Raw genomic sequence first — 16,764 nt, forward strand, 5'->3', positions numbered from 1 at the left:
CCGTTCGACTGCGTCGCAATCGCTCCTTGCTGCTTTGCGGAACGCAAAGCAGTCCTCTCACATGCGCTCGCGGCGCTTACCGCGCTTGGGCCCGTGAGAAGGCCGGGGTGATGTGGCAATTCCCCTCACAACACTCTAACCATGCTTAAAGCGCTGGCACGGTCAAAGTCGACCGAAGTGTGAATTTTTCCGGGCTTTATTTCTTTCTGACTTTCCTTTCCACAAGGGCATATATGGAGATAATCAGCAACCATCCGGCCAAAGAAACAACTCCCTTAAACAAATATGTCCAAATGATAATTCGCCGTTTTATCCCGGAAAAGACGAGCAGGATTTCAGCATCACTCCCGGGTTCAGGCAATTCAATTCCGCTGATTGCAAACTTTATGTGATTGTAATCAATATGAAGTTTTACTGGAGGAAAGGCAAGGCACTGGTAACCTGAACGTCGAAACCTCTCAGCACTCTTTTCCGAATCGGAATAACTGTAACGATACCTTTTCATTTCTCCATGATTCTCTCGAATCACTTCCAGACGAATGCCTTGAACAGTTTGCTTGTTCAACACCGAATCTTTGATATACAGATATATTCTTCCGCCACTAGTCTGAAAAGTGGATATCTCCGGCGTGAAATAGATATCTTTTTCATACCGATATTGACCGGAACTAAACTCTTTAAAATCAATATATTGCTTTTCAAAATCATCAGCATTCCTCCTTTGCAGATAGCATTCAAACGTAAGAGAAAAATAAAACAGAGCCGGAAGCAACAATAAGAAAGGAAGGACTCGAAACATATGCCTCTGCCAATCAGCTCTTAATCCATGGCGAGTTGTCATTTTCGTTGTGTCCGAAGCCATTCCGTGTCCCCGTTTTAAAGTCGTGGTCTGTCGTTTCCCTCGCGTGAAACGATCCTTGCGAAAGGGGGAAGCGTCATCGCTTCCGCAATTGACACCTGCTTATCGTTTTCTGGAATAAGTATACCTTCTTTTTTCCTCTTTTTCAAGTCGATGGTAAGTAAATATGAGCAATACAGTTCCATCTCCTGTAGGAGGAAGACGACAAGCGAACTTTCGAGAGAAAATATTACTTGGGGGGAGCAGGAGGAGTGAATGCCCTCCAGATCTCTTCGGATGGGGGAAACAGTACCGGGGCGGAATTTTTCGACTTCTGCGGGACGCGGGCGGGGCAGAGGTGGATATTCGAACTTCCGAGAGAAAATGATCGTCGGGGGAGCTGGAGGGCCGGGCGCCCTCCAGACCTCCCCGCCCGCGAGAAGGCAGAAGTCGGTTGATATGAATCCGCACGCGGCCCTATCGGGCCTTACTTGTCGGGCTTCGCCCGCCAACTCCTCAATCGCCGGAGGGGCTGCGCTCGACTCCGTTCGACTGCGTCGCAATCGCTCCTTGCTGCTTTGCGGAACGCAAAGCAGTTCTCTCACATGCGCTCGCGGCGCTGACCGCGCTTGTGCCCGTGAGAAGGCCGGGTTCCGGGGGAAATGCTGACTGCGCTTATGCCCGTGAGAAAGCATGGTTGCTGTGAAAGGTACCGGCCGCGTTTGTGCCTGTAAGAAGGCTGGGTTACTGCGGGAGGCCGTGACCGCGCTTGTACCTGAGAGAAGGCTTGGTCACTGTGGGAGGCAGTGGCCGCGCTTGTGTTCGTGAGAATGCCTGGTTACTGCGGATGGTCTTGACCGCGCACAAAAAAAACTCCCCCGGAACGTTTCTGTTCCGGAGGAGTATCTGCTTGCCGTTGTGCCCGTTACTCTTTTCCGCAGCACTTCTTATACTTCTTGCCGCTGCCGCAGGGGCAGAGGTCGTTGCGCCCCACCTTCGGAACCTCGCGGCGGAACGTGATCTGCACCTCCGGCTCCTGCGGCGCTTCGGCGGGCGCCTCTTCCGTAACCGTTCCGGTGAGCACCGCGTTGCCGGGAAGTCCGGGCGCTTCGACGGGGCCGCCGCCGAACTGGCCGAAGGTCTGGTGAATCAGCTCCTGCGGCATGGTCGCGAGCAGCTCCTCCAGCGAGAGCAGCCGGGTCACCGTGACCCGGAAGAGGTTGCCGGCGACGTCATGGTAGATCTGATCCATCAGCGACTTGAAGATCTTGTACGCCTCGTGTTTGTATTCGACCAGCGGATCCTTCTGCGCATAGACCCGCAGCGACATGCTCGAGCGGAGGTTGTCCATGGCGTAGAGATGTTCCTGCCAGAGCCGGTCGATCGCCTCGAGCACCGTGTGGCGCTCAAGGTACTGCACCTGATCTTCGGGCAGTCCGGCATTCCGGTCGCCGTAGGCGTTTTCAATCCGGTCGACGATCTGAAGCGTCAGCGCATCCGGATCGACCAGTCGCCCGTCCTGCAATCCGGCGGTGAGCTCTTCCGCCTTGAATTCCAGCGGGAAGGTCAGATTGAGGTAGGCAATCAGTTTCCCGGCATTGAAGCCGTCCTTCTCACTGCCCCGGCGGGATTCATCCGGCGCCGCGGCGTTGTTGACCTCGGACTCCACCACCTGCTCGATGATGCCGAAAAGCACATCGTGCGGATTCTCCGAGAGCAACGCCTCCTTGCGCAGCCCGTAGATGATCTCGCGCTGTTTGTTCATCACGTCGTCGAAGTCGAGCGTGCGTTTGCGGATGGCGAAGTGATGCTGCTCCACCCGGCGCTGTGCGGTCTCGATCGACTTGTTGAGCCACGGATGCTGGAGTTCATCCCCCTCTTCCAGGCCGAACCGCTCGAAGATCTTGACGATCCGGTCGGAGCCGAAGAGGCGCATCAGGTTGTCTTCCAGCGAAACGTAGAACTTCGAGGAGCCCGGGTCTCCCTGGCGGGAACAGCGCCCGCGCAACTGGCGGTCGATGCGGCGCGAGTCGTGGCGCGAACTGCCGATCACGTGAAGACCGCCCAGTTCCGCGACGCCCGGAGCCAGCTTGATGTCGGTACCGCGGCCGGCCATGTTGGTGGCGACGGTCACGGCGCCGGGCTGACCGGCGCGGGCGACGATTTCCGCTTCGTGCTGGTGGTTCTTCGCGTTGAGCACGTTGTGCGGAATGTGCCGCAGCTTGAGCATGCGGGAGAGAATTTCGGAATCTTCCACCGAAATCGTTCCGAGCAGAACCGGCTGCCCCTTCTTGTGGCGCTCCTCCACATCCTTGAGAATCGCGTTGAACTTCTCGCGCTTGGTCTTGAAGATCGAATCGTTCTCGTCCTTGCGGATGCAGGGGCGGTTGGTCGGGATGACCGTGACGTCAAGCTTGTAGATCTGATGGAACTCCGCCGCTTCGGTTTCGGCGGTACCGGTCATGCCCGCGAGCTTTTCGTACATGCGGAAGTAGTTCTGGATGGTGATGGTCGCCATCGTCTGCGTTTCCTGCTCGATCTCGACGTTCTCCTTGGCTTCGAGCGCCTGATGGAGCCCGTCGGAGAAGCGACGCCCCGGCATCAGACGGCCGGTGTGCTCGTCGACGATCATGACCTTGCCCTCCTGCACGACGTAGTTGACGTCCTTTTCAAAGAGGCAGTAGGCCTTGAGCAGCTGCGAGAGGTCGTGAAGACGTTCGCTCTTGTCGGCGAATTCCGCCTGGAAGGCGTTGCGTTTTTCCGTCTTCTCCTCCGGCGTGAGGGAGTCGTCGCTGTCGATCGCGTTGATCGTGCCGAGCAGATCGGGCATGATGAACGCATCCGGATCGGAGGGCGACAGCGTCTTACGGCCGCGCTCGGTCAGGTCCGCTTCGTGGGTCTTCTCGTCGATCGAGAAGAAGAGCGCCTCCTGCACCTCCTGCAGCATGCCGCGGTTGGCGTCGCTGCGGACGCGCAGTTCGAGCTTCTCCAGATCCTTGACGATCTCGCCGTCTTCGAGCACGTGGAGCAGCTGTTTGTGTGTCGGCAGCCCGAGTTTGACCTGGAGCAGCTTCAACATCGCCTCCTCGCGTTTTTCCGAAGAGAGGTTCTCTTCGGAGAGCGTGGCGCGCGCTTCTCGCACCAGTCGCGAGCAGAGCAGGTTCTGCTTGTTGTAGAGATCCGCCACCAGCGGCTGAAGTTTGTCGAACTGATGGGTCGACATCGGCACCGGGCCGGAGATGATCAGCGGCGTCCGCGCTTCGTCGATCAGAATGCTGTCGATTTCGTCGATGATCGCGTAGTAGTGGTCGCGCTGCACCAGCTGGGAGGCCTCGTTCGCCATGCCCATGTCGCGCAGGTAGTCGAAGCCGAATTCACTGTTGGTGCCATAGGTGATGTCGCAGGCGTACTGTTCGCGGCGGACGTGGGGCGGCTGCTGGTTTTGCAGACAGCCGACGGTCAGCCCGAGAAAGGTGTAGATCGTGCCCATCCAGGTGGAGTCACGCAGGGCAAGGTAGTCGTTGACCGTGACCAGCTGGCAGTTGCGCCCGGTCAGGGCGTTGAGGTAGAGCGGCATGGTCGCGACGAGGGTTTTGCCTTCGCCGGTGGCCATTTCCGCGATGCCGCCGCGGTGGAGCGCGATGCCGCCCATGAGCTGGACGTCGAAGGGAACCATATCCCAGACCTGCTTCTGCCCGCACACTTCGACTTCGCGGCCGACCATGCGGCGGCAGGCGTTCTTCACGACGGCGAAGGCTTCACAGAGGAGGTCGTCGAGGGTCTCGCCGTTGGCGAGGCGCTGTTTGAACTCCGGAGTTTTCGCCTGAAGCTCCTCGTCGGTGAGCTTCTGATACTCCACCTCCAGCTGGTTGATCCGGCGGACCAGCGGAAGCATTTTCTTGAGGTCGCGCTGCGATTTGGTGCCGAAAACGGCTTTGAGAATTTGATTCAGCATCTTATTTCGACCCCGGGCGATCGACCGGCAGCCCCTCTTTGCAGAGCGGGCACTCTTCCGGCTGGAAGGTCGGCAGCGACAGCTTGAGCGCACTCTTGAACGGAACGTCGAACTTCGCATCGCCGCCGGACCGGTCGACGATCACCGCGATTCCGACGATGTCCGCGCCGAAGCTGCGGGCCAGATCGATGGTCTGCTGGACGCGGCCGCCCTTGGTGACGACATCCTCGGCGACGAGAATCCGTTCACCGGGCCGGATGGTGAAGCCGCGCTTGAGCACCAGTTTTCCATCCTCCTTGTCGGCGAAGATGGCGCGGCAGCCGAGGGCGCGGGCCACCTCCTGACCGACGATCAGGCCGCCGACCGCGGGGCTGATGACCGCGTCGATCTTCTCGCCGCGGAACTGGTCGGCGAGAAAGCGGCAGACCTTCTCCGCCTTGTCGGGATACTGGAGCAGCAGCGCCGCCTGAAAGAAGCGGTTGCTGTGCAGTCCGCTGCGGAGCTGGAAGTGGCCGGTGAGCAGAGCGCCGGATTCTTCCAGAATTCTGATGATTTCCTGTTCTGTCATAATCGTTCTCCTGTATATCATTGTGATTGATACCATCCGTTTCCCCTGCGGGAAATTCCCCCTCCCGAAAACGACACCGGCGCCCGCCTGCCTCCGGGGGATGTTTCCCCCCGTTCGGACCGGCCGGCGCCTGTCGACACATCCACCGCTTTTCTCAAGCTGACTTTTAACGGAACGTATCCGGAGAAGAGGGCTCCACCCAGAGGTGGAAATCGACCTTGCGGTCACCGACTTCGAGCGTGATGAGAGTGTTCAGGCGCGTCAGCAGAAGCGCGTATGGGATTTTTACCTCGCCGCCGGCAACGTTGACCGAGACGTTGCTGTCGCCGAGAATATCTTCCGCGTGCCGGATGGCGACGATCAGCTCCAGCATCCGGCCAAGTTTATCTTTCAGCGCCGCATCGAGGGCGTAGGGGCGGTGGCACTTCGGGCAGACCGCCTGAAAATCGCGTGCGGAAATGTCGGCGAGATTGAACTTGACGACGCCGTCGCACTCCGGGTCGAAACAGTGGAAGTCGATCTGCGCCTTGGCGCCGAGTTCGTTGGTGGTTCTGCTGCTCATGGTGTCGTTCCCCCCTGTGCCGTCAGGCGTTTTCCCGTTTGATGATGTCGAGGATCTGGGCCGGCGTCGAGACGTTGGCGATCAGCTCCTCGATCAGGGCCGGATTGCGCAGCCGGCGCGAGATGCTCGAGAGCAGCTGGAGATAGGCCTCCTGATTTTCATCGGGCGCGACGGTGAAGACGATGACCCGCACCGGCTGATCGTCCTGGCCCTGGTAATCTTCGATCGGATTCTCGCAGACGCCGACGAGGACGTAGGGGCGGTTGATGTCGTTGACGCGGATATGGGGCAGCGCGAGCATGCCGCCGACGCCGGTGGTCATCATCTGCTCCCGTTTCCAGGTCAGCCGGAAGATGACGTCGCGGCTCAATTTCGTCAGATCCGCCGCCCGGGTGATGAGCTGGTCCATGACCTCGAGTTTGTTCCGGCCGTCGAGGGCCATCACGGAATCCTTGGTCACGTACTGGGTAAAATCATACTTCATTTTTTATTCTCCGTAATACGGTTTTTCGGCCGCCTGAACATACAACGCAGAGGGGCTGGCAAACGACCCTGTTCAGAAAGACACTGCAATTTTCCATTAAAATATCGCGCCACTTTGTTTTTTTCAACACTTTAACCCAAAAAAACTGCCGGAATCGGAAGATTTTTTCCATCGATGGAGAAAAAAACGGGAAAATTGGGGAAAAATACCGGTTTTGCGAGACGGATCTGCCGTTCCTGCGCCCGCTCTTCCGACGGAAAAAGAGCGGAATTTCAAGGACAAATCGCTCCTCCAACTCTTGACAAAATGATTCGGCACGTTTATTTTAATGGGATCGTCCAAAAGGTCGAAACATCAAAACAACAGGGAGACGGGTCAGGGTAAAATGAAATATCTTGAACTGACGATCGGCGCTGTGCTGGTCTATAACTTCGTGCTGTCGAGGTTTCTGGGAATCTGCCCCTTCCTCGGCGTCTCGAAACGGCTGAGCACGGCGATGGGCATGTCCGGAGCGGTGATTTTTGTGATGACGCTGGCGTCGTTCATCACGTCGGTGGTATTCCGGCATCTGCTCCACTTCAATTTCGGCGGTACCGCAGTCGATCTCGGCTTCCTCCAGGTGCTGCTTTTCATCCTCATCATCGCGGCGCTGGTGCAGCTGATCGAGATCATGCTCCAGAAGCTCAGCCCGGTGCTCTATCAGGCGCTGGGCATCTACCTGCCGCTCATCACCACCAACTGCGCGGTGCTCGGTGCGGCGACCATCAATGCGAACAACAACTACACGGTGCTGGAGTCGACCGTGTTCGGATTCTTTTCCGGAATCGGCTTCGCGCTGGCGCTGCTGCTCTTCGCCAGTCTGCGCGAACGGCTGGAGCTCGCCTCGCCGCCCACCGCGTTCCAGGGGACGCCGATCGCTCTGGTGACGGCAGGAATCCTCGCGATGGCGTTCGTCGGATTCTCCGGACTTTGCTGATTCCAGAAGAGAGGTAGTCGATATGATGACATTGTTGACGGCAATCGTGCTGATGGCGGTGCTCGGGCTGGTGCTCGGCATCGTGATCGGCTGGTTTGCGAAACTGTTCCGGGTGGAATCTGACGCCCGGGTCGAACTGGTGACGGAGCTCCTGCCCGGCGCCAACTGCGGCGGCTGCGGCAAGGCGGGCTGCTCCGACTTCGCCAAATCGGTGGTCGCCGGGGAGAATCCCCCCTCGAAGTGTCCGGTTTCCAGCAAGGAACAGGTGACCGCGATCGCGATGGCGCTCGGCATCGACGCCGGGGAGTCCTTTCAGCAGCGGGCGGTGGTCTGCTGCGGCGGCGACAGGGAGCAGACGGTCCGGCTTTCCAACTACAACGGCGTGCTTGACTGCGTCTCCGCTTCGCTGGTGGCGGGCGGTCCGAAGGGGTGCGAGTACGGCTGTCTCGGCATGGGGACCTGCGCGCGGAAGTGTCCCTTCGGCGCCATCGAAATCATCCACAATCTCGCGGTGGTGCACCGGGAGCTCTGCGTCGGGTGCGGCAAGTGTGTCGCGGCCTGTCCGCGCGGCGTGATCAAGCTTGTTCCCGCCGAGGCTGAGGTGCACGTCTACTGCAACTCTCCGCTCAAGGGACCGGCCAAGAAGCAGGTCTGCAAGGTGCCCTGCCTCGGCTGCCGCAAGTGTGCCCGTTACGCACCGGAGAAGTTCACGGTCAACGGGTTCCGGGCGGAGGTCAACTACGGTGCCCGGCCGCTGCCGGACGCTGCGGACGTTCAGGCGATCGGCTGCCCGACCGGCTGTCTTCTGACCGCTGAAGAGCACTTGAAGATCGAACAGAACGAGCCTGACTGGAGTCCTGCAAAATGAATAAGAGTTCTAGAGAAGTTTTGACGTTTGAAGGAGGGATTCATCCCTCCGGCGACGGCAAGACGCTGAGCAGCGGTTCGCCGATTGCCGTTGCGCCGCTGCTGTCGAAATATCAGGTTGTCATCTCCGAGAACGCCGGGAAGCCGCCGAAACCGGTGGTCAAGGCGGGGGATCTGGTTAAGAAATATCAGCTGATCGCGGCCGCCGACGGCTTCGTTTCGGCCAATCTGCACGCGCCGACCAGCGGCAAGGTGACCGGCATTGTCGAGGTGCCCGGTTCGATGGGCATCCCGGTGCCGGCGATCGAGATCGAAGCCGACGGGCAGGACGAGGCGGGGGAAACGTTCCCGCCGATCGACTGGCGCAACGCGGCTCCGGCCGATCTGGTGGCGCGCATCGCCGCGGCCGGTCTGGTCGGGATGGGCGGGGCGGCGTTCCCGACCCATGTGAAGCTCTCGCCGCCGCCGGAGAAGAAGATCGACACGTTGATCTTCAACGGCGCCGAATGCGAACCCTACCTCACCGCCGACCACCGGCTGATGCTGGAGGCGCCGGAGCAGGTGCTCGAAGGGGCCGCCATTTCCGGCCGCATTCTCGGCGTATCCAACATCTACGTCGGCATCGAGGAGAACAAGGCGGATGCGATCGAGATTCTCGGCCGCCGCGCCAGCGAATACGGCGTCAAGATCGCCGTGCTCAAGGTGCAGTATCCGCAGGGGTCGGAAAAACAGCTGATCAATGCGATTACCGGGCGTGTGGTTCCTTCCGGCGGGCTGCCGATGGATGCCGGCTGCGTGGTGCAGAATGTCGGCACCGCGGCTGCGACCGCTGACGCGGTGGTCCGCGGGCTGCCGCTGGTGGAACGGGTGGTGACCGTCACCGGTGAAGTGGTGAAGAATCCGGGCAACTGGCGTCTCCGCATCGGTACGCCGGTGATTCGTGCGATCGAGTTCGCCGGAGGGGTCACCGAGGAGCCGGGCAAACTGATTCTCGGCGGCCCGATGATGGGGTTCGCCCAGAAGTCGTTCGACGTGCCGGTCTGCAAGAACACCTCCGGAATTTTGCTGTTGCCGGCGAGCGAGGCGCTCAATTACGATCCGGTCGGCTGCATCCGCTGCGGCCGTTGCGTGCAGGGCTGTCCGATGCACCTGACACCCTGCCTGCTGGCAAGTGCGATCGAGGGCGAACGGTTCGATCTCGCCGCCCAGAATCACGTGATGGACTGTCTGGAATGCGGCTCCTGCGCCTACGTCTGCCCGGCCCGGCGGCCGCTGGTCCAGCACATGCGCCGCGCCAAGGCTGAAATCCGCAAGCGCAAGAAATAACCACTTCGAAAGGTTTTCCATAGATCATGAGTGAAAACAAAACCAATCGTGATGTGATGCTCCCGACCGGTTCGAAACTGGTCCTGAGCTCGTCTCCTCACCTGCATGGCGCCGAAAACGTGCGCCGGATCATGTACCGGGTGGTGCTGGCGCTGCTGCCGGCGGCCGCCGCGGGGGTCTGGTTTTTCGGAGTTTCGGCGCTCTGCGTCATCCTGGCGACGATGATCTTCTGCGTCGGCGCCGAAGCGCTCTGGTGCAAACTGGCCGGGAAACCGGTCGTCGGCACCATCTCCGACTGCAGCGCGGCGCTGACCGGTCTCCTGCTCGCGCTGAACCTGCCGCCGGGGACGCCGCTCTGGGCGTGTCTGATCGGTGCGCTGCTGGCGATCTGGCTGGGCAAACAGGTGTTCGGCGGACTGGGCAACAATCCCTTCAACCCGGCGCTGGTGGCGCGGGTCGGCCTGCTGATCGCCATCCCCGGAATCATGACCACCTGGGCTCCCGCGGCCGGCATGACCGGGAAGGGATATCCCGAGGCGGCGGAGTTCTACAGTCCGGCGGCTCTGGCTGATCTCAAGGCGGGCAAGCCGCTCGATTCGGTGACCTGTGCGACGCCGCTCGGCGTCGCCGGAACCACCAAAAAGGTTCTGGGACGCACGCTGGAAGCGGAGACGAACTTCTCGAAGATCGACAACGAGGCGCTGCTCTGGCGCTACTTCCTGGGGCAGAAGGGCGGCTGTATCGGTGAAACCAGCGTGATCGCCCTGCTGATCGGCGGAATTCTGCTGATCGCCTTCAATCTGATCAACTGGCGGGTGCCGGTCTGCTACATCGGCACGGTGGCGATCATCACCGGCGTGGTCAACTGGTTCCTGCCGGGGGTGACGCCGACGCCGCTTTTCCACATTCTGACCGGCGGACTGATGCTCGGCGCCTTCTTCATGGCGACCGATATGGTCACTTCGCCGATCACCGGCACCGGCTGCGTGGTGTTCGCGATCGGCTGCGGCGTGATCACCAGCGTGATCCGGATCTGGGGGAACTATCCGGAAGGGGTCAGCTTCTCGATTCTCTTCATGAATGCGCTCGTGCCGCTGATCGACCGCTGGTGCGGCCGGCGGCCTTTCGGCTACGTGGCGAAACGGGGGTAGGAAAATGAATCTCAAGAATACCGAAAATTTCTGGGTCCTCGGACTCTTTCTCGGAATTACCGGCCTGGTTTCGGCGCTGCTGCTGGCGCTCTTCTCCGACCTGGTTGCCGCGCCGATTGAGAAGGCGGAGCTGGAGAACAAGAACCAGGCGCTCCGGCAGATTCTGCCGCCGTTCGACAATCAGCCGACCGAGCAGACGGTCGAGTGCAACGGCATCCTCTTCATGGGCGCCTATGAGAAGGGGAAACTCGTGGCGGTCGCCGCCGAGGCCTCGGCGCGCGGTTACGCCGGCCCGGTGCGCGGGCTGGTCGGACTCGATCCTGACGGGAAAATCCGCGCGATGCTGATCACCGCGCAGAACGAGACGCCCGGACTCGGCGCGAACGTCTGTCAGCGCCAGTTCCGGAAGACCATCTTCAACCTTTTCGACAAGCGTCCGGAGGGGCTGGCGCCCAATCCGGTCCTCGACCAGTTCAACGGGAAGATCGCGGAAAAGGGGAAGAACTGGCGGGTGAAGAAGGATGGTGGAACCATCGACTACGTCACCGGGGCTACCATCACCAGCCGCACCGTCACGGCGCTGGCTGACCAGGTCGCGCAGTGCTATCTCACGGACGGCGCCGCGATCCGGGCGGAACTGGAAAAGGCGGGAGGAAAAGAGAAATGAGCCTGCTCAAGGATTTTACCAAGGGAATCTGGAAGGAGAACCCGGTGCTGGTTCTTCTGCTCGGCACCTGTCCGACGCTGGCGGTGACCAGCAGCGCCACCAACGGCGTCGGCATGGGGATCGCGACCACCTTCGTGCTGGCGGGGAGCAATCTGGTGATCTCCCTCATCAGCGGAATTGTGCCGAAGAAGATCCGCATCCCGGTCTACATCGTGGTGATTGCGACCTTCGTGACGATCATCGACCTGCTGATGAAGGCCTATGCGCCGCCGTCGCTGTACGCGGCGCTCGGGATCTTCATTCCGCTGATCGTGGTGAACTGCATCGTGCTCGGCCGGGCCGAGGCGTTCGCGTCGAAGAACGGGCCGCTGCGCTCGATTCTCGACGGTGCCGGGATGGGGCTCGGATTCACGCTGACGCTGACGATGCTCGGCGCGATCCGGGAGTTTCTCAGCACCGGGTCGATCTTCGAGGTGAAGATCATCACGGCGTGGACGACCGACTTCCTGCTGCCGTCGGCGGCGCCGGGTGCGTTCATCATCGTCGGCACGATTCTGGCGATTCGCAACTACTTCTCGCGGCGGAAGGCGATTCGCGAAGGCCGGCTTTACGTGCCGCCGCAGGGAATGGACTGCAAGCACTGCCGGATCTGTACGCCGGCGGCGGATGAGGATTGAGCTCCCGGCCGAGGGGAAGAGGGGCGCCGGCCGGCGCCCTGTTTCCGGGAAGTTGGGAAAAAATTCCGAATTGAACTTGCAGAATTTTTTTTGAGTAATATATTATAAGTTCATGGTACAGCAATATTGCACTTCTATGGCCAAATCCTCTGGGCCTGTGGGAGTGGGGCTTCCGGACCGGCGCGGTTAGGAATAACGTGGCTGTTGCCGCGCGGTAAGGTTCGGGGCGTATTGCGGATGTGCCGGACTCGTGGATTGTGATCGAAAAAGAAAAGAGGTTCAGAGTTTTATGGTCAGAGTCAGATTGAAGCGTACCGGAACCCGCAATGTGGCCTGTTTCCGGGTGGTGGTCATGGACAAGCGTTCCAGCCGCGACGGCAAGGCGATTGAAGAGCTGGGCTTTTATGATCCGCGCAGCAAAGAGGAGCGTCTCAACCTGGAGCGTGTGGACTACTGGAAGAGTGTCGGCGCTTCGTTCTCCGAAACCGCGGAGAAGATCGTCGAGCGTGTCCGCGCCGGGAAGAGTCTGAAGGACGTGGTCCGTCCGGCCGCAATGTCGAAGAAGGCGAAGGCGAAGGCCGAGGCGGAAGCGAAGGCCAAGGCGGAGGCTGAGGCGCAGGCCAAGGCGGAAGCGGAAGCCCCTGCGGCGGAAGCGGAAGCCCCTGCGGCGGAAGCTGCTCCCGAGGCCTGATGAGGCCCTCCTCCGTGCCGCTGACGGGCGGAGGAAGAGCAATGGGAAGGAATGAAAAACATGCTGAAGGCATTGTTGAACTTTTTGACCGGCGGTTCCCGTGAGGCGGAGAAGCCGAAGCGTGCCGCCGCCGGCACCGGCAGTCTGCACGATCTGGAGGGATTTGTCGACTACGTGGTTCGTTCGCTGGTCGATTACCCGGATGAAGTGCGCATCCAGAGTGAAGAGAACGAGGAAGGGTGCTCGATCCGGATCTCCTGCCGCGGCGAGGACATCGGCAAGATCGTCGGCAAGCGCGGGAAGACCATCATGGCGATCCGCGCTCTGGTGAGCGGCGCGGCCGGGCGGCAGCGCAAGCGGGTTTCGGTCGAAGTTCTCGATTGATTATTTCGGAAGAAAGGATGCGGATCGACATCGTAACGCTGTTCCCCGAGATGTTTCCGGGGCCGCTCGGTGAAAGTATCATCGGCCGGGCGGCGGAGCGGAATCTCGCGGAAATTCATGCGGTCGATCTGCGCCGGTATGCGCACGACGCGCGCGGTACGGTGGATGACAAGCCGTACGGCGGCGGGCCGGGGATGCTGATGAAGGTGGAGCCGCTGGTGGAAGCGGTGGAAGATCTGCGGCGTCCCGGCACGGTGGTGATCCTGACCAGCCCGAGAGGGGAGAGGTTCACCGATGCAGTGGCGCGCGAACTGGCACAGCAGCAGCATCTGCTGATCGTCGCCGGCCACTACGAAGGGGTCGACGAGCGGGCGATTGAATTGATTGCCGCGCGGGAGATATCGCTGGGGGATTTCGTTCTGACCAGCGGGAATCTGGCGGCGATGGTGATGGCGGATGCGGTGATCCGGCTGCTGCCGGGGGTGCTGGGCGATGACGCGTCGAGCGTCGAAGAGTCGCACTCGGCAGGGCTTCTGGAATATCCGCAGTATACGCGCCCTCCGGAGTACCGGGGGCGGAAGGTGCCGGAGGTATTGCTCTCCGGAGACCACGGCCGGATCGGCCGGTGGCGGCGGCTCCAGGCGGAGCGGCTGACCCGGGAACGGCGGCCGGATTTGTGGGAAACGTATTTACAAACAACGGAGACGGAGTTGAAATGAACATACTCGACAAAATTCGCAAGGAACAGGTCAGAGCCGAGCGTCATGAGTTCGCTGTCGGCGACACGATCCGCATTCACGTCAAGATCGTGGAAGGCGACAACGAGCGTATCCAGCAGTTTCAGGGTACGGTGATCGCCCGTCACGGCAGCGGCATTGAAGAGACCTTCACGGTCCGCCGTGTTCAGGCCGGTCAGGGAGTCGAACGGGTGTTCCCGATCAACAGCCCCCGGATTGAGAAGATCGAGGTTGTGCGTCGCGGCGATGTGCGTCGCGCCAAGCTCTACTACCTGCGCGACAAGGTCGGCAAAGCCGCCCGCGTCAAAGAGATGCGCACGAAGTAAGACCTCGATCCATTCATGTCGAATCGTGTTTCGGCATTGTTATCCGAGGCGGATGAACTCCTCCGGCCAGAATGTGAATGCTGGGCGGAGGGGTTCTGTTTTGTCGCCGGGGTGGACGAGGTCGGGCGCGGTCCGCTGGCCGGACCGGTCGTAGCGGCGGCGGTGGTGTTTCCGCGCGGCGTGCCGTGGCCGGCGGTGAATGATTCGAAGAAGCTGACCGCTTTGGAGCGGGAAGAGCTGGAACGGGCAATCCGGGCGGTGCCCGGTGTGTCGATCGGGATCGGCGAGGTTTCTGCGGCTGAGATCGACCGGCTCGATATTCTGCGGGCGACCTGGCGGGCGATGCGGCTCGCGGTCGAGCAGTTGGAAAAGGTGGATTTTATTCTGGTGGACGGGCGTCCGGTGAAGGGGCTCCCGTATCCGTCGCGGGCGATGGTCGGCGGCGACGGCCGTTCGGCGAGCATCGCGGCGGCCAGCATTGTGGCGAAGGTTTACCGGGACCGTCTGATGGAAGAGTATGAGACGCGCTATCCCGGATATGGATTTGCCGGGCACAAGGGGTACGGCACCGCGGAGCATCTCGATGCGCTGCGCCGCCTCGGGCCCTGTCCGGAGCACAGGAAAAGTTTCCGGCCGGTGCGGGAGATCATCGATCCTCCGCCGGAACAGCCGGATCTGTTTGGAGCGATGGAAGATGAATGATTGGGCAGAGAGAGGATTCCCCCGCGTCACCGACGCGGGCGGGACTAGCGGTGCAATCCGGTGTGTGTTTGCTGAGTGAAACGAAACAGTTCGATTGAAATACAGGTACTATCATGAACAACTATCCATTGGAAACGATCCGGCACAGTGCCGCGCACGTGATGGCGGCGGCGGTGCAGCAGCTCTATCCTGACGCGAAATTCGACATCGGTCCGGCGACCGAGAACGGCTTCTACTACGACTTCGACATGGAGCACCGGCTGCTGCCGGAGGATCTGAAGGCGATCGAGAAGGCGATGAAGAAACTGATCGGGCGGAAACTCCCCTTCGAGTGCTTCGAGCTTTCGCGCGCCGAGGCCGAGAAGATGCTCTCCGAGGCCGGGCAGACCTACAAACTGGAGCGTCTCGCCGACATTCCGGAAGGGGCGAAGATCACCTTCTACCGCACCGGCGACTTTGTCGATCTCTGCCGCGGACCGCACGTCGGCAACTCCGGCGACATCGGCGCGGTGAAGCTGCAGTCGATCGCGGGCTCCTACTTCCGCGGCGATGAGAAGAACAAGATGCTGCAGCGGATCTACGGCACCGCGTTCGCGACCGAGGAGGAGCTGCAGGCCTACCTCAAGCAGCTGGAGGAGGCGGCCAAGCGCGACCACCGCAAGCTCGGGCAGGAGCTGGACCTCTTCAGCTTCTCCGAGAACGTCGGGCCGGGGCTGGTGCTGTGGCACCCGAAGGGGGCGTTCATCCGGAACACCTTCGAAACCTTCTGGCGCGAGGAGCACTACAAGAACGGCTACCAGCTGCTCTACACGCCGCACATCGGCCAGAGCATCCTCTGGGAGACCAGCGGTCACCTCGACTTCTACAAGGAGGGGATGTACTCTGCGATGCAGATCGACGAGAAGGACTACTACGTCAAGCCGATGAACTGCCCGTTCCACATCGAGATCTACCAGTCGCGTCTGCGCTCCTACCGGGAGCTGCCGCTGCGCTGGGCGGAGCTGGGGACGGTCTACCGCTACGAGAAGTCCGGCGCGCTGCACGGACTTCTGCGGGTGCGCGGCTTCACGCAGGACGATTCGCACATCATCTGTACGCCGGAACAGATCGAGGATGAGATCGCCGAAGTGCTCCGGTTCAGTTTGTACATCTGGAACTGCTTTGGATTCAAGGAGATCAAGCCGTACCTCTCGACGCGCCCGGCCAAGGCGGTCGGCGAACCGGAGCGGTGGGAGAAGGCGTTGACTTCGCTGGAGAAGGCGGTGAAGAAGCTGAACCTCGACTACGAGGTGGACGAGGGCGGCGGCGCCTTCTACGGGCCGAAGATCGACCTCAAGGTGAAGGATGCGATCGGCCGCGAGTGGCAGACGGCGACGATTCAGTTCGACTTCAACCTGCCGGAGCGGTTCGACATGACCTACATCGGCGAGGACGGCAAGAAGCACCGGCCCTACATGGTGCACCGTGCGCTGATGGGGTCGCTGGAGCGTTTCTTCGGCATTCTGATCGAGCAGTACGCGGGGGCGTTCCCGCTCTGGCTGGCGCCGGAACAGGCGCGGGTGCTGCCGGTTTCCGACAAACAGCTGGATGCGGCGAAGGCGCTGATGCTGGAACTGCGCAAGCGCGGGTTCCGGGTGGAGATCGACGAGCAGGCGGCGAGCCTCGGCGCGAAGATCAAGGACGCCCGGAAGGAGCGGATTCCGTACATGCTGGTGGTCGGCGAACGGGAGGCGGCGGATGGAACCGCCGCGGTGCGCAACCGCCGCGAAGGCGAGCTCGGCGTCATGACGGTCGATCAACTTGCGGAAAAAATGCGTTTTGAGGTTGACAACAAGATTGTTTGACGTTATAGT

The 16,764-nt window shown here is 60.9% G+C and carries 17 protein-coding genes; 12 read left to right on the forward strand and 5 right to left on the reverse strand.

Annotation, left to right across the window (positions count from 1 at the left end; genetic code table 11):
• Window positions 1-196: 196 nt before the first annotated feature.
• The 5 genes from ACMLHG_RS13490 to ACMLHG_RS13510 form a co-directional block, all read right to left on the reverse strand.
• Window positions 197-862, reverse strand: coding sequence for a hypothetical protein (locus tag ACMLHG_RS13490; RefSeq protein ID WP_417170833.1), 666 nt, complete (start codon window positions 860-862; stop codon window positions 197-199).
• Between the two features lie 901 nt (window positions 863-1,763).
• On the reverse strand, window positions 1,764-4,793 hold the full coding sequence (secA, locus tag ACMLHG_RS13495) for a preprotein translocase subunit SecA (protein WP_295808191.1): 3,030 nt from the start codon (window positions 4,791-4,793) through the stop codon (window positions 1,764-1,766).
• A 1-nt stretch (window position 4,794) separates the two neighbouring features.
• Complete coding sequence (gene pyrE / locus ACMLHG_RS13500) at window positions 4,795-5,361, reverse strand: orotate phosphoribosyltransferase (protein ID WP_294433700.1); 567 nt, start codon at window positions 5,359-5,361, stop codon at window positions 4,795-4,797.
• Window positions 5,362-5,527: 166 nt separating this feature from the next.
• Window positions 5,528-5,923 carry a hypothetical protein gene (locus ACMLHG_RS13505; protein ID WP_294433698.1) on the reverse strand — a complete coding sequence of 132 codons (396 nt, stop codon included), beginning with the start codon at window positions 5,921-5,923 and terminating at the stop codon, window positions 5,528-5,530.
• Window positions 5,924-5,945: 22 nt separating this feature from the next.
• Window positions 5,946-6,407: a PTS sugar transporter subunit IIA gene (locus ACMLHG_RS13510; RefSeq protein WP_294433695.1), complete on the reverse strand. Its 462-nt coding sequence runs from the start codon at window positions 6,405-6,407 to the stop codon at window positions 5,946-5,948.
• A gap of 385 nt (window positions 6,408-6,792) precedes the next feature.
• Here ACMLHG_RS13510 and ACMLHG_RS13515 point away from each other — a divergent pair, with 385 nt between their 5' ends.
• The 12 genes from ACMLHG_RS13515 to thrS all read left to right on the forward strand — a co-directional run bounded on the left by ACMLHG_RS13515 (window position 6,793) and on the right by thrS (window position 16,755).
• Complete coding sequence (locus ACMLHG_RS13515) at window positions 6,793-7,383, forward strand: electron transport complex protein RnfA (protein ID WP_294433693.1); 591 nt, start codon at window positions 6,793-6,795, stop codon at window positions 7,381-7,383.
• A gap of 22 nt (window positions 7,384-7,405) precedes the next feature.
• Window positions 7,406-8,251, forward strand: coding sequence for an RnfABCDGE type electron transport complex subunit B (locus ACMLHG_RS13520; protein WP_294433691.1), 846 nt, complete (start codon window positions 7,406-7,408; stop codon window positions 8,249-8,251).
• A complete protein-coding gene (gene rsxC / locus ACMLHG_RS13525; RefSeq protein ID WP_417170834.1) occupies window positions 8,248-9,576 on the forward strand; it encodes an electron transport complex subunit RsxC in 1,329 nt (442 codons plus the stop codon). Before ACMLHG_RS13520 ends, rsxC begins: the two co-directional genes overlap by 4 nt.
• 26 nt (window positions 9,577-9,602) lie before the next feature.
• On the forward strand, window positions 9,603-10,727 hold the full coding sequence (locus ACMLHG_RS13530; protein WP_295808183.1) for an RnfABCDGE type electron transport complex subunit D: 1,125 nt from the start codon (window positions 9,603-9,605) through the stop codon (window positions 10,725-10,727).
• Window positions 10,728-10,731: 4 nt separating this feature from the next.
• Window positions 10,732-11,394: an RnfABCDGE type electron transport complex subunit G gene (locus tag ACMLHG_RS13535; protein ID WP_295808180.1), complete on the forward strand. Its 663-nt coding sequence runs from the start codon at window positions 10,732-10,734 to the stop codon at window positions 11,392-11,394.
• Complete coding sequence (gene rsxE / locus ACMLHG_RS13540) at window positions 11,391-12,071, forward strand: electron transport complex subunit RsxE (protein ID WP_294433683.1); 681 nt, start codon at window positions 11,391-11,393, stop codon at window positions 12,069-12,071. The genes ACMLHG_RS13535 and rsxE overlap by 4 nt, the downstream gene beginning before the upstream one ends.
• 289 nt (window positions 12,072-12,360) lie before the next feature.
• Window positions 12,361-12,762 (forward strand): 30S ribosomal protein S16, encoded by a 402-nt coding sequence (rpsP, locus tag ACMLHG_RS13545; RefSeq protein WP_417170835.1) that lies wholly within the window; start codon window positions 12,361-12,363, stop codon window positions 12,760-12,762.
• Between the two features lie 60 nt (window positions 12,763-12,822).
• Window positions 12,823-13,146: a KH domain-containing protein gene (locus ACMLHG_RS13550; RefSeq protein ID WP_294433678.1), complete on the forward strand. Its 324-nt coding sequence runs from the start codon at window positions 12,823-12,825 to the stop codon at window positions 13,144-13,146.
• A 17-nt stretch (window positions 13,147-13,163) separates the two neighbouring features.
• On the forward strand, window positions 13,164-13,865 hold the full coding sequence (gene trmD, locus ACMLHG_RS13555; protein ID WP_294433676.1) for a tRNA (guanosine(37)-N1)-methyltransferase TrmD: 702 nt from the start codon (window positions 13,164-13,166) through the stop codon (window positions 13,863-13,865).
• The gene (gene rplS / locus ACMLHG_RS13560) at window positions 13,862-14,209 is read left to right on the forward strand and encodes a 50S ribosomal protein L19 (RefSeq protein ID WP_294433674.1); all 348 of its coding nucleotides are present in this window, start codon (window positions 13,862-13,864) and stop codon (window positions 14,207-14,209) included. The genes trmD and rplS overlap by 4 nt, the downstream gene beginning before the upstream one ends.
• A 15-nt stretch (window positions 14,210-14,224) precedes the next feature.
• Complete coding sequence (locus tag ACMLHG_RS13565; protein WP_295808174.1) at window positions 14,225-14,911, forward strand: ribonuclease HII; 687 nt, start codon at window positions 14,225-14,227, stop codon at window positions 14,909-14,911.
• Window positions 14,912-15,024: 113 nt separating this feature from the next.
• A complete protein-coding gene (gene thrS / locus ACMLHG_RS13570; RefSeq protein WP_295808172.1) occupies window positions 15,025-16,755 on the forward strand; it encodes a threonine--tRNA ligase in 1,731 nt (576 codons plus the stop codon).
• Window positions 16,756-16,764 lie beyond the last annotated feature (9 nt).

Source organism: Victivallis sp. (assembly GCF_048170485.1).
Taxonomy (GTDB): Bacteria; Verrucomicrobiota; Lentisphaeria; order Victivallales; family Victivallaceae; genus Victivallis.

Bases quoted from the DNA above. Each gene is read 5' to 3' on its own strand.
- ACMLHG_RS13505 (WP_294433698.1), bottom strand. From the start codon at position 5,923: ATGAGCAGCAGAACCACCAACGAACTCGGCGCCAAGGCGCAGATCGAC.
- pyrE (WP_294433700.1), bottom strand. From the start codon at position 5,361: ATGACAGAACAGGAAATCATCAGAATTCTGGAAGAATCCGGCGCTCTG.
- thrS (WP_295808172.1), top strand. From the start codon at position 15,025: ATGAACAACTATCCATTGGAAACGATCCGGCACAGTGCCGCGCACGTG.
- ACMLHG_RS13530 (WP_295808183.1), top strand. From the start codon at position 9,603: ATGAGTGAAAACAAAACCAATCGTGATGTGATGCTCCCGACCGGTTCG.
- ACMLHG_RS13535 (WP_295808180.1), top strand. From the start codon at position 10,732: ATGAATCTCAAGAATACCGAAAATTTCTGGGTCCTCGGACTCTTTCTC.
- rplS (WP_294433674.1), top strand. From the start codon at position 13,862: ATGAACATACTCGACAAAATTCGCAAGGAACAGGTCAGAGCCGAGCGT.
- ACMLHG_RS13520 (WP_294433691.1), top strand. From the start codon at position 7,406: ATGATGACATTGTTGACGGCAATCGTGCTGATGGCGGTGCTCGGGCTG.
- rsxC (WP_417170834.1), top strand. From the start codon at position 8,248: ATGAATAAGAGTTCTAGAGAAGTTTTGACGTTTGAAGGAGGGATTCAT.
- rsxE (WP_294433683.1), top strand. From the start codon at position 11,391: ATGAGCCTGCTCAAGGATTTTACCAAGGGAATCTGGAAGGAGAACCCG.
- ACMLHG_RS13490 (WP_417170833.1), bottom strand. From the start codon at position 862: ATGGCTTCGGACACAACGAAAATGACAACTCGCCATGGATTAAGAGCT.
- rpsP (WP_417170835.1), top strand. From the start codon at position 12,361: ATGGTCAGAGTCAGATTGAAGCGTACCGGAACCCGCAATGTGGCCTGT.
- secA (WP_295808191.1), bottom strand. From the start codon at position 4,793: ATGCTGAATCAAATTCTCAAAGCCGTTTTCGGCACCAAATCGCAGCGC.
- ACMLHG_RS13510 (WP_294433695.1), bottom strand. From the start codon at position 6,407: ATGAAGTATGATTTTACCCAGTACGTGACCAAGGATTCCGTGATGGCC.
- ACMLHG_RS13550 (WP_294433678.1), top strand. From the start codon at position 12,823: ATGCTGAAGGCATTGTTGAACTTTTTGACCGGCGGTTCCCGTGAGGCG.
- ACMLHG_RS13515 (WP_294433693.1), top strand. From the start codon at position 6,793: ATGAAATATCTTGAACTGACGATCGGCGCTGTGCTGGTCTATAACTTC.
- trmD (WP_294433676.1), top strand. From the start codon at position 13,164: ATGCGGATCGACATCGTAACGCTGTTCCCCGAGATGTTTCCGGGGCCG.
- ACMLHG_RS13565 (WP_295808174.1), top strand. From the start codon at position 14,225: ATGTCGAATCGTGTTTCGGCATTGTTATCCGAGGCGGATGAACTCCTC.